Raw genomic sequence first — 15,018 nt, 5'->3', positions numbered from 1 at the left:
TCCGTAGCCGTTCCGGCGATGAGAAATGACCCCGTAACTAACCAGGGAATCCGGCTCATAGGACATAGAGGGCGATTTACGCTCCGACCATGTCATTGGTTTCGCGTGTCCTGGCGGTCTCGCTGCTTCTGGTCCTGCTGCCGCTGCACCCCGCGGCGGCGGCCGCCACGACAGCCACCGCGGAACCACGCCTCTCGCGGGTCACGCTGGCCCCGGGCGGCCCCGAACGAGGATCGCTGCTCTGGGTGCACACGGACAACGTCGAGCCCTACGCCGATCAGCGTCTCGAAGTGACCGTCGAACTCGGCGCCGCGGCCGCGTTCACCGAGACCGACCTCGTCTCGATGGTGAACAGCAACACCATCGAGCTCGTAGTGGCCGGTGTGCCGTCGGCGCCGCCTCGACCGCCGTCGCCCTGCGTGCGTACGGGAACGAAATTCGCCTGTTCCTGGACAACGTCCTACAACGCGGCCAAGTCGGTCGACGTGGCCGCCGTGCTCCTGGTCAAGCCCACGGCCGCCGCCAAGACCGGGGACAGCGCTGAGGTGACGGTGACCGCGCGTCTCGGCGACGGGCCGATCGGCACGTCGACCTCGATCGTGCAGGTCGGCGTGGGGGTCGATCTCGTGGCCGGCCAGACGCCCAAGGTCAAGGCGGCGCCGGGAAAGACAGTCAAAGTCGTTCCCGCCGTACGCAACAACAGCGCCACAACCGCAACCGGCGTCACCCTGTTCATCGACGCCGATGCCCGGCTGCTGGCCCCGACGTCCTACCGGAACTGCCGGTACGGCCTGGTCATGATCTGCACCTTCGACACCGCGCTGGCCGCCGGGCGCACCTACGCGCTGGCCAGGCCGCTGCTCCTGCGGTCGCCGGCCGACACCGTTCCCGGCAGCGCGACCGAGGTCATCCACGGCTGGGCCACCAAGGATGAATGGGAGGACGAGAGTCTCGGCGACCAGATCGGCACCCCCGGCACCGGCGCCCCGCTCACCCTCACTCCGGTCGCCTCCGCCCAGGCCGAGCCGCCCCAGGCCGACGTGAACCCGGAGAACAACTACGCCGTCACCAAATTCACCGTCGCGGGTAAGGGCTTCCCCGTCCTCTCCGCGATCGGCAGCGCCCGGGAGTCGGCCGTCGGCAGCGAGCTGCAGCTCTCGCCGGGGCTGATGAACTTCGGCCCGGGCACCCTGCGCCCCACCCTGTTCACCAACAACGCCCTTCCCGTCGCCGTGCGGCTTCCGGCCAACGTGACGAGCGCGGGTTCCGACGACTGTGTGTCCGACTCGGACGACGTGTACTACTGCTCGCTGCAGCGCGACCTCGGCCCCGGCCAGCGGGCCACCTTCGCGTTCGCGGCCGAGGTCACCGACGGCTGCGGAGACCCCGGCAAGGTCTCGGTGCCCGACCGTCTGGTCACGGCCGACTACAACCCGCGCACCAAGCACACCGCCACGCTCTCGGTGACGGTGGCCGGCGCCACCTGCGTCGCCCTGCCGATCACCGGCCCGCGGGCGGCGTGGACCGCCCTGGCCGGGCTCGCGCTGGTCACGGCCGGTCTCGTGCTGGCGTTACGGCGTACCCGGCGAGCGGTTTGCGCGCATGCTGAGGGGGCAAGTTCGGCCGGATCGCCTCTGGAAGGACAAGCCCGATGACATATCCGCAAGACCTGGAAGCGCCCGTCGAGGACGACGCCTACGCGTTCCCCGAGATCGAGGACGTTGCGCCTCCTCCCACTGAGCTGAGCGTCGAGACACCGGAATGGGACGCGCAGGACCGCAGCGAGATCGTGCCGGGCGAGGACGAATACCGCTGACCGACCGGCAAATGGGTCGACCAAGATCGCGTTGAACGCCCATCATCGATGACGTGCTGCTCACCGTGACGACCACGCACCGGCCGGCCACCGACCTCGGTTACCTGCTGGTCAAGCATCCTGACCGGATCCACTCGTTCGACGTGCCCACCGGCACCGCGTTCGTGATGTACCCCGAAGCGACCGACGAGAGGTGTACGGCCGCGCTCCTGCTCGACGTCGACCCTCAGCGGCTACGGGGCCGGCGGGACGCGTTCGAGCTGAGCCAGTTCGTCAACGACCGGCCCTACGCCGCGTCCAGCCTGCTCGCGAGCGCTCTGGCCAAGGTGTTCCGCAGTGCGCTGCGTGGCGCCTCCAAGGATCGGCCCGAGCTGGTCGGGGTGGCCCTGCCGCTGGAGATCCGGGTGCCGGTCCTGCGCGGTTCGGCCGAGCTGGCGACCCGCCTGTTCGAGCCGCTCGGCTGGTCGGTCGCGGCCACCCCGATCCCGATCGAGCCCGAGCTCGGGGGCGAGAGCCGCTACGTCGACCTCACGCTGACCGGCTCGCGCACCCTCTCCGCGGCCCTCAACCACCTGTACGTCCTGCTGCCCGTGCTCGACGACGCCAAGCACTACTGGGTGGCGCCGGACGAGATCGACAAGCTGCTGCGCTCCGGAGCCGGCTGGCTGGCCGGTCACCCCGAGAAGGTGCTGATCGCCCGCCGCTACCTGGCCCACAAGCGGGCCCTGGCGACGACCGCGCTGCAGCAGCTCGAGGGCGAGGAGGCCGAGGAGCCGCCGGCCGAGGAGGAGGCCGAGCTTCCCGTCGTACGCAAGCAGTCGCTCGCCGAGCAGCGACGCGACGCCGTGCTGGCCGCGCTGACCGAGGCCGGCGCGACCCGCGTGCTCGACCTCGGCTGCGGTGGCGGTGCCCTGCTCGCGGCCCTGCTCAAGGATCGGCGCTACACCGAGATCGTCGGCACCGACGTGTCCGCCCGGGCGCTCGAGATCGCGGCCCGCAAGCTGCGGCTCGACCGTCTTCCCGAGCGGCAGCGCGACCGGCTCAAGCTGTGGCAGTCGGCGCTCACCTACCGCGACGACCGGCTGCAGGGCTTCGACGCCGCCGTCCTCATGGAGGTCATCGAGCACGTCGACCCGCCCCGGCTGCCCGCGCTAGAGGCGACCGTGTTCGGTCACGCCCACCCGGCTTCGGTCGTGGTGACCACGCCCAACGTCGAATACAACGTCAACTACGAGGGTCTGACCGGCATGCGTCATTCGGACCACCGCTTCGAGTGGACCCGGGCCGAGTTCGCCGCCTGGGCCACCCGGGTCGCGTCCGAGTACGGCTACACCGTCGACCTCCGTGGTGTCGGTGACGCCGACGAGGCCACCGGCTCACCCACCCAGCTCGCCCTCTTCACGACCACCCCGGAGGTGACCGCATGATCGACATCCCCGAGCTCTCCCTGGTTGCCCTGGTCGGCATCTCCGGGTCCGGCAAATCCACCTTTGCCCGTACGCACTTCAAGTCCACGCAGGTGCTGTCGTCCGATTTCTTCCGGGGCCTCATCGCCGACGACGAGAACGACCTGTCCGCCTCGGCCGACGCCTTCGACACGCTGCACTACATCGCGGGCAAGCGCCTCGCCGCGGGCCGTCTCACCGTGGTCGACGCGACCAACCTGCAGCAGCACGGCCGGGCCGAACTGGTCCGGGTCGCCCGCGAGCACGACGTGCTGCCGGTCGCGATCGTCCTCGACGTGCCCGAGCCGCTGGCCTGGGAACGCACCCAGGCCCGCCCCGACCGTGACTTCGGGCGTCCGGTGCTCACCCGGATGAGCCGTGACCTGCGCCGGTCCATCGGCTCGCTGGCCCGCGAGGGCTTCCGCAAGGTGCACGTTCTGCGTGGCGTGGAGGCGATCGCGGCGGCCGAGATCCGCTACGAGAAGCTGTTCAACGACCGGCGCGACCTGACCGGCCCGTTCGACATCATCGGCGACGTGCACGGCTGCCGGGCCGAGCTCGAGATCCTGCTCGAGCGGCTGGGCTACGCCCTGGTCCGCGACCCCGACCGCCGGCCGATCGACGCCGTGCACCCCGACGGCCGCACCGCGATCTTCGTGGGTGACCTGGTCGACCGTGGGCCCGACTCGCCCGGCGTGCTGCGCCTGGTGATGGGCATGGTCGAGGCCGGCCACGCGATGTGCGTCAGCGGCAACCACGAGCAGAAGCTGGCCCGCAAGCTCAACGGGCGCAACGTCCAGCTGACCCACGGGCTGCCCGAGACCCTCGCGCAGCTCGACCTCGAGACGCCGGCCTTCACCGAGTCGGTCAAGACCTTCATCGAGGGGCTGATCAGCCACTACGTGCTCGACGAGGGTCGACTCGTGGTGGCACACGCCGGGCTCAAGGAGGCGTACCACGGCCGGGCTTCGGGACGGGTGCGCAGCTTCGCGCTCTACGGCGAGACCACTGGCGAGACCGACGAGTACGGCCTGCCGGTGCGCTACCCGTGGGCCCGGGACTACCGCGGGTCGGCCGCCGTCGTCTACGGGCACGTACCGACACCCAAGCCGGAATGGATCAACAACACGATCTGTCTCGACACCGCATGCGTGTTCGGCGGATCGCTGACCGCGCTGCGCTGGCCGTCGCGTGAGCTGGTGGCGGTGCCGGCCGCCCAGGAGTACTACGCGCCGGTGCGTCCTCTGATCACGAACACGCGGCCCGACGTCGGCCTCGACATCACCGACGTCACCGGTCGCCGCCACCTCGACTACGGCTACGGAAAGGCGCTGATCCCGGCCGAGAACTCGGCGGCCGCGCTCGAGGTGATGAGCCGCTTCGCCCTCGACCCGGCCACCCTGGTCTGGCTGCCGCCGACGATGGCGCCGTGCTCGACGTCGACGCTCGACGGCTATCTCGAGCACCCGGCGACGGCGTTCGACGACCTGCGCTCGGCCGGTGTCCCGCGGGTGGTGTGCGAAGAGAAGCACATGGGCTCGCGGGCGGTCGTGCGGGTGTCCCGCTCCGGCGAAGGGGACGCGGTCTGGACGCGTACGGGAAGGCCGTTCTTCGGACCCGAACTCGACGAGCCGCTCCTCGCCCGGGTCCGCGCGGCCTGCACCGGCCTGTTCGACGAGCTCTCGACCGACTGGCTGCTGATCGACTCCGAGCTGCTGCCCTGGTCGGCCAAGGCGGCGGGCCTGATCCGCGACCGGTACGCCGGGGTGGGCGCGGCCGGACGAGCCGCGCTCCCGGCCGCGCTCGGGGTGGTCGACCAGGTCGCCGCGCGCGGGCTCGACGTGACGGCGCTGCGTGACCGGCTCGCGCTGCGGTCGGCCGAGATCGACGGCTACTCGGCGGCCTACCGGTCCTACGTGAAGCCGACCGACGGGCTCGACGGGATCACGCTGGCGCCGTTCGCCGTGCTGGCCGGAGCCGGGGTCTCCTACGCCGACCGTGACCACGGCTGGCATCTGGCCCTGGCCGATCGGCTGGTCGAGACCGATCCGTCGCTGTTCACCCCGACCCGCCGCATGATCGTCGACCTTGACGACCCGGCGTCCGAGGCCGCGGCGACCGAGTGGTGGCTCGAGCTGACCGCGACCGGCGGCGAGGGCATGGTGGTCAAGCCGTGGAGCGGGCTCAAGGCGACCGATGCCAAGGGGCGCCTGATCCAGCCCGGGGTGAAGTGCCGGGGCCGCGAATACCTACGGATCATCTACGGCCCCGAGTACACCCGGCCCGAGCAGCTCGACCGCCTGCGCCGGCGCAACCTCGGGCGTAAGCGGAACATGGCGCTGCGTGAGCACGGGATGGGGCTGGCCGCGCTCGACCGGCTGGCCGAGGGGGCGCCGCTGTGGCGCCTCCACGAGCTGGTGTTCGCGATCCTGGCCACCGAGTCGGAGCCGGTCGACCCGCGCCTCTGACCCTGCTCGTTCTGCGTCCTTGCGTCCGCCCGCCGCGTCGTCTTTCGTGCGGCCCGCCGCGTCGGTTTTCGTACGGCCCCGGCGCGTCCACAGCCGTTCGGACCCGGCGGGCCGCACGAACGGACGGCCCTGACCTGCTGAAGAAGTCAGAAAGATTCCGCACAGCAACTGGACACGAAAGGCGTAGGAAACTAGCAGTACTCTGACTCCCCGTGGACATCCGCGCTCTGGGCGAGACGCTCGCCTTCAACCCCATGGATCCGAAGGATCTGCTGCACACCTTCGGCCTCATCGGGGTCTGGGTGATCATGTTCGCCGAGACGGGCCTGCTGGTCGGGTTCTTCTTCCCCGGCGACTCGCTGCTGTTCCTGGCCGGCGTCGCCGCCTCGCCGGTGGCCGACTCGATCTTCGGATCGGGCACCCAGCTCTCCTTCGTGGGCCTGCTGATCGGCGCCCCGATCTGCGCGATCGTGGGCGCCCAGCTCGGCCACTGGCTGGGCGCGCGCTACGGCACGCGCATGTTCGACAAGCCGGAGTCGAAGCTCTTCAAGAAGGAGTACGTCGAAAAGGCGGAGTACTACTTCGAGAAGTTCGGCCCGGCCAAGGCCGTCGTGCTGGCGCGCTTCATCCCGATCGTGCGCACGTTCCTCAACCCGGTGGCGGGCACGCTCGGCATGCCGGCGCGCACGTTCTTCCTGTGGAACGTGGTCGGCGCGATCCTCTGGACCGACGGCATCATCATCATCGGGCGCGTGCTGGCCCAGCAGATCTACGACGCCATCGGTGACCACATCGACCGCTACATCCTGCCGGTGGTCGCGCTGATCGTGCTGATCTCGCTGCTGCCGATCATCATCGAGGTGCTGCGCGAGCGCCGGCACAAGAAGAAGGCCGGCCCGGCCGCCGAGCCGGAGCCGTCGGCCGCGATCGGCGTGGTGGCCGCCGCGAGCATCGCCGGGCTGGTCGAGGCCGCCCGCCACGAAGACGATGACGACGACCGCACCCCGCGGTCGCACCGCCGCCACTGAACCTTTCCTCGCTTCTCCTGACGCCCGGTGCCATTGGCGCCGGGCGTCGGTCGTACGGGCCGCGACGCACGCCCGGATGCCACGAGCGTCAAACGTTGTGACCGCGACCCACGCCCCGGTGCCACGAGACCCGGGCGTCAAACCTTGCGACCACGACCCAAGCCCCGGTGCCACGAGACCCGGGCGTCAGACCTTGCGACCACGACCCACGCCCCGGTGCCACGAGCGTCAGACCTTGCGACCGCAACGCACACCCCGGTGCCACGAGCCCCGGGCGTCAGACGTTGTGACCACGACGCAAAGCGCCCGGCTGACCTCATGGTCGGCCGGGCGCTGCTGTTTTGTGAGCCTCGATTCGGAGGCCGTTGGTGGGGATGGCCCGCTCGCGCCCGTCGGGGGCGGGGCGTCGAGCAGCCGGGGTCCTGCTTTGGTGGTGCTGGTTCAGACGGTTACCGCGGTGGAGCCGTGCAGACGGTCGATGAATTCCTCGGGACAGTCCCGGAGGTTTTCCAGGCGACCGGCACACAGCGCCCGATAGGTGATCTCCGCGGCTTCCTCGAGGTTGCGGGCCCGCTTGTGCGCCAGCTCGATCGAGTCGCCCATGACGACACAACCGTGCTGGCTCAGAACCAGACAGTCGGTGCCGTCGGCGGCCATGGCAGCGGTGAGAGCCGCCAACTCGGTCGTGCCGGGCAGCCGGAACGGCACCGTCGACACACGACGCAGATAGAACGCGTGGTCGGTGGTGACGATCCGGATGTGCTCACCCAACGCATCGAGCAGCAGTGCGGTCTGCGGATGCAGGTGGATGATGGCGTTGACGTCGGGGCGGGCCCGATACAACGCCAGGTGCAGCGCGAGCTCACTGGTCGGCTCGATCGCGGGTGGCGGCACACTGCCGACCACCGCGGGCGAGCCGTCGGAAACCTGGACGGCGGCGAAGGTGGTCCGGCTCAGCCGGCCCAGCCATGAACCGCTTCCGGTGACCCAGATGGCATCCTCGTCCGGGATCCGGGCGGAAAGGTTTCCACCGGAACCGGCGACGAGACCGGCCTGGACCACGTCGAAACCCACGAACGCGAGCTGGTCGCGCAGATCGCCGTGGACGTAGTTCACCTGTACTCCTGAAGGTCCTGGGGGTGGAACTGCAGGCGAAAAGGTCATGTGCCTGGCGTCACGCCCCACGTGATGCCGGTGACGCCAGGCGTTCCCTACGGTGCGGTCAGCGCGCCTTCTTCGTAGCCCGCTTGCGAGGCGGGGTCAGGAGGTCGGCGATGGTCGCGATTGCGGTGGGCACCAGGCGGTAGTACGCCCAGACGCCCCTCTTCTCCCGCTCGAGCAGTCCCGCCTCGGTCAGGATCCGCAGGTGATGACTAACGGTCGGCTGCGACAGTCCGAGCGGAGCGGTCAGGTCGCACACGCAGGCCTCGCCGTCCGTTGCGGACTGAATGAGGCTGAGAAGCCGCAGCCGTGCCGGGTCGGCGAGGGCCTTAAGCACACCCGCCAGCCGCTCGGCGTCGGCACGTTCAATTGGCTCGCCGGCAAGCGGCGAGATCTGAGGCATTGTCATTTCCGCCAACGCAGTTCCCACGATCTCCATCCTTCCACCAACTGCATCGATTCTCCTGCATGTGAGCAGGAACGAACCGGCTAACTTTCAGGCCGTAAGGCCGACGTCGATCACCGGGTCGGCCGGTCGGGACTGCCCGGCAACCCGAGCCCCCGAACGCACCGAAACCGTCGTACCGACTTCGGTCTCTGCCTCCTGCAACGCCTCAGCCGCCGTCTGGTCGCTGCTCTTCCGTGTCGAGGTCTCGCTCCCCGCCCCGGGAGTGAGACGCCCCACATTGTCAATTCCTCGATCCTTTACGGGTCGCCGATCCGTTTCGCCCCGGCCCGCACCAGCCCGGACGACCGTCATCTCGCCACCTTGCGCGACCTCCCGGACCAGGCGGCCCGGCACCGGAAGTTCACGACCCGATGAAAGCACGGCGCCACGCTGCGCGACGGACAATTCAGTGATGAATTTACGCAGGTCGTGGCGTGCTTGCATGTATCGAGCGTACTGGCTGGAACGAAACTGGAACCTTTCGCCCCGGCGGTGCGGAACGTAACTATTGACGCACGGCATTGGGTCGATCTAAAAGGAAACCTTACAGATCCGGCGGTCCCTTTCGCCCGTTGCGGAGAACATCGATGCAGCTCAAAGCTCCTATGCCGCGCGTCACATGACGATCGCCCGACAGATCACCCGCTCGGGGTGCTGAGAAGCTCCTGTGAATCGTGCGATCCGACGTTTACCCATCCAGCGAAAAACCCCCTCCGACCGGCCCCCGGCGCGCTATCCGGACAGCCGATTGAGGGACGAAGCCGGAGCGCAAAGTTACCCGTTCGGGTGACCCATACCCATCAATATGAGGGGTCACTCCATCAAATTGAGGGGGTAACCGGTCGGTAACAACCGGAAGAGGACGTGACCGGAACTCATCATCCGGCCCCGGCCCCTCAGGACGACGGCGGGGGTGGGTTGTCGGCCGGGCTCACCGGGCTCGACTCCACAGCGGCCGGCGGCACGCTGGACGGGCTCGACTCGGCGCCCGCGGGCGGCGGGGTCGAGGGGCTCGGCTCCACGACGGGCCGCGACTGCTCGAAAGCGGCGGACGGCGAGGCGTCCGAAGCAGCGGGCTGAACCGGCTCAGCGGCCGCAGGCGACGGACTCGGCTCCACAGCGGGCTGCCCGAAAGCCACAGACGGCGACCCACCCGAAGCAGCAGGCTGAACCGACTCGGCGGCCCCGAGCGACGAGCCCGGCTCCACGACGGGTCGCGACCGCTCGAAAGCGGCGGACGGCGAGGCGTCCGAAGCAGCGGGCTGAACCGGCCCGGCGGCCGCAGGCGACGAACTCGGGTCCACAGCGGGCTGCCCGAAAGCCACAGACGGCGACCCACCCGAAGCAGCAGGCGACTCGGCGGCCGTGGGCCGGGCGTACGGCGAGTCAGGGTCGGCCGGCGGGTGCTGCGTGGTCGACGGCGTGGGGACGAAGGCCGGCGCGGTGAAGCCCGAGTCATGGCCGTCGGGGCGGGCGTAGGGTGACGGACCCGGCGCGGGCTGACCCGGGGCAGGCTGACCCGGCATGGGCTGGGCAGGCGAGCCGTAGGGCGACGGGTAGGCCGCGCCAGGAGCTGGATAGCCGGGACCCGCCGGATAACCCGCGCCGGACGAATAACCCGGGCCGGACTGATATCCCGGGCCGGCCGGATAGGCGCCGCCCGGATAGCCCACTGCCACACCCGGCGCCTGGGCCACCGGCATCCCGGCCCCGGGCATCATCGCTCCCGGCATGCCCGCGCCCGACGTCGGCACCCCAGGCATCGGCACCCCAGGCATCCCGGGACCCGGCATCGGTGCGCCCGACGTCGCGGGCGTACGGCGGAAGAAGGCCCGCGGCGCCGTCATCACGAGGATGCCGACCAGCACGTAGCCGAGGATCTGGGCGATCGACAGCCCAGCGTTGGCACCGATCCAGCCGCCCGGATAGGCGTCGGACAGCTGCCCGCCCAACGACAGCGGGGCCGATTCGCCGCTGCGCTGGGCGGCCACGGTCAGCACGCCGGCCGCCCCGCCCACGATGCCGAGGACGCACACCACCAGGGTCGCGACCCGGGCGGCGTTGCTGCCCCGCCGCAGCGACAGGCCGATCACCACGAACAGCGCGAACGCGATCACGGCCAGGGCCAGCGCGATCGCCGCCCCCAGCCAGACCACCGCCACGTAGTACTCCGGGTCGGTGCCGCTCCCGAACTGCTGCAGCGGCCCGCCGGTGACGTCGCGGAACCGGCTGATCGTGCCGGGCACGATGGCCAGCGTCGCGATGGCGTAGATCAGCCCGACTCCGGCCATGAGCCAGAGCAGACCGGCGGCGAAGGTCACCGTCGGCGGCCGGCCCGAGGGTGCGGGCGCGAGCGGCTGCGGCTGGACTGGGTACGACATCGACGACTCCCCGCGGTGATCCGTTGCGCCCCGAACCTACCCGGGCGCAACGGCGAACGGGGTACGAACCCGGTCAGGCCGGGTCGGTGGGCGGCCGCGGAGGCTGTTCACCGGACGACGGCGGCGGCTGCGACCCGGGCGGCGGCGTCGATCCCGGCGGCGCGAACGGGTTGGAGGCCGGCGGCGTGGACCCCGGATAGGGCGGCAACCCGGGCGCAGGCTGACCCGGCTGCCCCTGGGTCCCGGGGCCATAGCTCGGATACGGAGGCTGCTGCTGCCCCGGATAGGGAGGCTGCTGACCCGGGTATGGGGGCTGCTGACCCGGGTATGGGGGCTGCTGACCCGAATAGGGACCCGGGTAGGGCATCGACGGATCCCAGGCACCCGCCGCGGCCGGCTTCCGGAAGAAGTCGTTCGACGCGGGCAACGCCAGCAGGATCACCGCGGCCAGGATGGCGATCAGCCCGACGGCCGCCAGCGTCGTGGTCGCGGGCGTGAACCAGGACGGCATCGCCTCGTTGATCCGCCGCTCCACCTCGTCCGACGAGGGGGCGCCGCTCGTCGTGCTGCCGCCGTTGACCCCGCCGACCAGCGCCGTGCCGCCCAGGTTGATCCCCAGGCAGCAGAGCGAGATGCCGCCGATCACCCAGGTGACGATGCGGGCCGCGTTCTTGCCGCGGCTGTCGAAGTAGCCCAGCACGGCGAACCCGACCCCGAGCAGCAGGTTGATCACTGCACCGCCGATGAAGGCGATGCTCACGATCGAGTCGGCGCCCTCGGCCTCGGTGCCCGCGTACGCGTCGCGGACGGCGGCCGAGAGGTCGGAGGAGATGGAGAACGTCAGGATCGCGTTGATCACCTGGATCACGGCCACGGCGTAAAGCAGGTAGGACGCGACGCTCACCACAGCCGGGCGCGTCTGCGGCGCCGGTGGGTAGCTCGGATAGGTCACAATGCCCCCAAAGTCGTGATCCACTCACGGTATCGGGCGGCCGCCATATCCGCGACCGAGCCGCAGACCCTGCCGTTCTATGGGAACATCGGGCGACGATGCCCGAAATATCCGTAAATAGGTCGCTCGTTCAGGGGGCGACACGGGTCGATGGCGATCCCTACACTTCCATCCGTGACACCGACGCGGCAGCAGAGCGCTCCCGCGGTGTCCCGTGCCCGCATGACGAGTCGCCCGCCCACCCATGAGGCCGAGGCAGACCGTCACAGCCGGGCAAGAGTCCCGTTACGCCGGCCGCGTGAACACACCGCGGCGGCCCCAGACCTGTTAAGGACCGGTGAGTCCCATGCCCCACGCCGACACTCTGACCGTCGTTCACCATGACGACACGAGGACCCGATTCAAAGACGTCCGATATCAGCTCCACCGCGACGGCATCCGCATCTGGTCCGACGAGGGCGAGCAGGTCGTCACCGACGTCCTGATGACCCAGGCCTACCGGCAGAGGCCGGCCACCAACTAAATCTGACAACTGAACACGCGAGGGGCCCCGGGCAAGATCGAAAGATCAAACCCGGGGCCTTTTCCCGTACGGGCTCAGCCGCGCGAGAAACGCAAGCGTGCGTAGACACTCAGCCGCGCGAGAAGCGCAAGCGTGCGCAGACACTCAGCCGCGCGAGAAGCGCAAGCGTGCGCAGACACTCAGCCGCCTGGGAAGGCTCACCCGCGCGACACCGAGAGCCCGTCCTTGCCCTCACCCAGTTCGACCACGACCGTGTCGCCGTCCCGGATCTCGCCCGCCAGCAGCGCCTTGGCCAGCGCGTCCCCGATCGTCGACTGCACCAGCCGCCGCAGCGGCCGGGCGCCATAGATCGGGTCGTACCCGTGCTCGCCCAGCCAGTCGATCGCCGACCCGCTCACCTCGAGCGTGAGCCGCCGTTCGGCGAGCCGGGTCCGCAGCCGGGAGAGCTGGATGTCGACGATCGCCGCCAGGTCGTCCCGGTTGAGCGCGTGGAACACCACGATGTCGTCGAGCCGGTTGAGGAACTCGGGCTTGAAGTGCCCGCGCACCACGGCCAGCACCTCGTCTCGCCGCTCCTCGTCGCCCATGGTGATGTCGGCCGCCTGCGAGCCCAGGTTCGAGGTGAGCACCAGGATCGCGTTGCGGAAGTCGACCGTGCGGCCCTGACCGTCGGTCAGCCGCCCGTCGTCGAGCACCTGCAGCAGCACGTCGAACACGTCGGGGTGGGCCTTCTCCACCTCGTCGAGCAGCACGACGCTGTACGGGCGGCGGCGCACCGCCTCGGTGAGCTGCCCACCCTCCTCGTAGCCGACGTATCCGGGCGGGGCACCGACGAGCCGGGCGACCGAGTGCTTCTCGCCGTACTCGCTCATGTCGATGCGGACCATCGCCCGCTCGTCGTCGAACAGGAACCCGGCCAGCGCCTTGGCCAGCTCGGTCTTGCCGACGCCGGTGGGGCCGAGGAACAGGAAGCTGCCGGTCGGACGGTCGGGGTCGGCGATCCCGGCCCGGGCCCGCCGCACCGCGCCGGCCACCGCGGCCACCGCCTCGGCCTGGCCGACCACCTTTTCGCGCAGGGATTCCTCCATGCGCAGCAGCTTGGCGGTCTCGCCCTCCATCATCCGGCCGGCCGGGATGCCGGTCCACGACGAGATCACCTCGGCGATGTCGTCCGCACCGACCTCCTCCTTGACCATGAGCGGCTCGATCCGCTCCTCCTCGGCGTCCGAGGCCAGCTGCATCTCGCGCTCGAGGGCGGGGATGACCTCGTAAAGCAGCCGGGACGCCTCGAGCAGGTCGCCGTCGCGCTGGGCCCGCTCCTGCGACGCCTTGGCCTCGTCGAGCCGCTTCTTGAGCTCGCCGACCCGGTTGAGGCCGCCGCGCTCGCGCTCCCACCGGGCGTTGAGGGCGGTCAGCTCCTCCTCGCGGTTGGCCAGGTCGAACTCGAGCCGGGCGAGCCGGTCACGGGAGGCCGGGTCGGTCTCCTTCTCCAGCGCCAGCTTCTCGACCCGCATCCGGTCGACCTGCCGCTGCAGCTGGTCGAGCTCGACCGGCCGGGAGTCGATCTCCATGCGCAGGCGGGACGCGGCCTCGTCGATCAGGTCGATCGCCTTGTCGGGCAGGAACCGGTCGCTGATGTAGCGGTCGGACAGCGAGGCCGCCGCGACCAGGGCGGCGTCGGTGATCTGCACCCGGTGGTGCGCCTCGTAGCGGCCCTTGAGCCCGCGCAGGATGCCGATCGTGTCTTCGACCGTCGGCTCACCGACCACGACCGGCTGGAACCGGCGCTCGAGGGCCGGGTCCTTCTCGATGTGCTCGCGGTATTCGTCGAGGGTGGTCGCGCCGACCATCCGCAGCTCACCGCGGGCCAGCATCGGCTTGAGCATGTTGCCGGCGTCCATCGAGCCCTCGCCCTTGCCGGCCCCGACGACCGTGTGCAGCTCGTCGAGGAACGTGACGACCTGGCCGTTGGAGTTGCGGATCTCTTCGAGCACGCTCTTGAGCCGCTCTTCGAACTGGCCGCGGTACTGCGCGCCGGCCACCATCGCCCCGAGGTCGAGCGAGACCAGCTTCTTGTCGCGCAGGGTCTCGGGCACGTCGCCGGCGATGATCCGCTGGGCCAGTCCCTCGACGATCGCCGTCTTGCCGACACCCGGCTCACCGATGAGCACGGGATTGTTCTTCGTACGGCGGGAAAGAACTTGCACGACGCGGCGGATCTCGGCGTCGCGGCCGATGACCGGGTCGATCTTGCCGTCCTGGGCCAGCGCGGTCAGGTCGACGCTGTATTTCTCGAGCGCCTTGTACGTCTGCTCGGGGTCGGCGTTGGTGACCCGACGCTCGCCCCCACGCACCTGCGGGAACGCGGCGACCAGGGCTTCCTCGGTGGCGCCGACGTCCTTGAGCGCGCGGCCGACGGCTCCGCCGACCCGGGCCAGGCCGGCCAGCAGGTGCTCGGTCGAGATGTATTCGTCGCCGAGCGGCTGGGCGATCAGCTCGGACTCGCCGATCGCGTTCACGAACTCGCGGGAAAGGCTGGGCTCGGCGGTGCTGGCGCCCCGGGCCGAGGGAATCTGCTCGACGGCGCGCAGCGCGACCCGGCGTACGTCGGCCGGGTTGGCCCCCACCGCGCGCAGCAGGGCCGGGGCCGTGGAGCCGCCGGTGTCCAGCAGTGAAAGCAGCATGTGCCACGGCTCGACAGTGGCGTGACCGCGCCGACCGGCGTCGGCGACCGCCCCCGTGATGACATCGCGGCTCTTGGTGGTCAGGCGTTCGGCGTTCATGTGCTCCCCTGAT

At 70.2% G+C, this 15,018-nt stretch carries 12 protein-coding genes; 6 read left to right on the top strand and 6 right to left on the bottom strand.

Annotation, left to right across the window (positions count from 1 at the left end; genetic code table 11):
• Positions 1–89 precede the first annotated feature (89 nt).
• The 5 genes from KOI35_RS41880 (at position 90) to KOI35_RS41860 (ending at position 6,757) form a co-directional block, all read left to right on the top strand.
• Positions 90–1,655, top strand: a complete 1,566-nt coding sequence (locus KOI35_RS41880; RefSeq protein WP_215795294.1) for a hypothetical protein — start codon at positions 90–92, stop codon at positions 1,653–1,655.
• Positions 1,652–1,816 carry a hypothetical protein gene (locus tag KOI35_RS41875; protein ID WP_215795293.1) on the top strand — a complete coding sequence of 55 codons (165 nt, stop codon included), beginning with the start codon at positions 1,652–1,654 and terminating at the stop codon, positions 1,814–1,816. The genes KOI35_RS41880 and KOI35_RS41875 overlap by 4 nt, the downstream gene beginning before the upstream one ends.
• A gap of 53 nt (positions 1,817–1,869) precedes the next feature.
• Entirely contained in the window at positions 1,870–3,243 is a 1,374-nt protein-coding gene (locus KOI35_RS41870; protein ID WP_215795292.1) for a 3' terminal RNA ribose 2'-O-methyltransferase Hen1, read from the top strand.
• Positions 3,240–5,729: a polynucleotide kinase-phosphatase gene (locus KOI35_RS41865; protein ID WP_215795291.1), complete on the top strand. Its 2,490-nt coding sequence runs from the start codon at positions 3,240–3,242 to the stop codon at positions 5,727–5,729. Before KOI35_RS41870 ends, KOI35_RS41865 begins: the two co-directional genes overlap by 4 nt.
• A 212-nt stretch (positions 5,730–5,941) precedes the next feature.
• Positions 5,942–6,757 (top strand): DedA family protein, encoded by an 816-nt coding sequence (locus tag KOI35_RS41860; RefSeq protein ID WP_308121385.1) that lies wholly within the window; start codon positions 5,942–5,944, stop codon positions 6,755–6,757.
• 441 nt (positions 6,758–7,198) lie between these two features.
• Here the strand turns inward: KOI35_RS41860 and KOI35_RS41855 are convergent, their stop codons facing one another.
• From KOI35_RS41855 to KOI35_RS41835, 5 genes are all read right to left on the bottom strand, one after another.
• Complete coding sequence (locus KOI35_RS41855) at positions 7,199–7,873, bottom strand: class II aldolase/adducin family protein (RefSeq protein ID WP_215795290.1); 675 nt, start codon at positions 7,871–7,873, stop codon at positions 7,199–7,201.
• 106 nt (positions 7,874–7,979) lie between these two features.
• Positions 7,980–8,357 (bottom strand): ArsR/SmtB family transcription factor, encoded by a 378-nt coding sequence (locus tag KOI35_RS41850; protein ID WP_014440216.1) that lies wholly within the window; start codon positions 8,355–8,357, stop codon positions 7,980–7,982.
• A gap of 57 nt (positions 8,358–8,414) precedes the next feature.
• Positions 8,415–8,810 carry a hypothetical protein gene (locus tag KOI35_RS41845; protein WP_215795289.1) on the bottom strand — a complete coding sequence of 132 codons (396 nt, stop codon included), beginning with the start codon at positions 8,808–8,810 and terminating at the stop codon, positions 8,415–8,417.
• Between the two features lie 452 nt (positions 8,811–9,262).
• The gene (locus tag KOI35_RS41840; protein WP_215795288.1) at positions 9,263–10,747 is read right to left on the bottom strand and encodes a hypothetical protein; all 1,485 of its coding nucleotides are present in this window, start codon (positions 10,745–10,747) and stop codon (positions 9,263–9,265) included.
• A gap of 73 nt (positions 10,748–10,820) precedes the next feature.
• Positions 10,821–11,699 carry a hypothetical protein gene (locus KOI35_RS41835; protein ID WP_308121384.1) on the bottom strand — a complete coding sequence of 293 codons (879 nt, stop codon included), beginning with the start codon at positions 11,697–11,699 and terminating at the stop codon, positions 10,821–10,823.
• Positions 11,700–12,045: 346 nt separating this feature from the next.
• Here KOI35_RS41835 and KOI35_RS41830 point away from each other — a divergent pair, with 346 nt between their 5' ends.
• The gene (locus KOI35_RS41830; protein WP_203376813.1) at positions 12,046–12,222 is read left to right on the top strand and encodes a hypothetical protein; all 177 of its coding nucleotides are present in this window, start codon (positions 12,046–12,048) and stop codon (positions 12,220–12,222) included.
• Positions 12,223–12,419: 197 nt separating this feature from the next.
• On the opposite strand, the gene clpB is transcribed toward KOI35_RS41830, so the two are convergent.
• A complete protein-coding gene (clpB, locus tag KOI35_RS41825) occupies positions 12,420–15,005 on the bottom strand; it encodes an ATP-dependent chaperone ClpB (RefSeq protein ID WP_215795287.1) in 2,586 nt (861 codons plus the stop codon).
• Positions 15,006–15,018: the final 13 nt, after the last annotated feature.

Origin of the sequence: Paractinoplanes bogorensis (assembly GCF_018829635.1) — a bacterium.
In the GTDB taxonomy this organism is placed as follows: Bacteria; Actinomycetota; Actinomycetes; order Mycobacteriales; family Micromonosporaceae; genus Actinoplanes; species Actinoplanes bogorensis.
The sequence above is the reverse complement of the archived record's forward strand: the minus strand, read 5'-3'. Positions and strand labels throughout refer to the sequence as shown.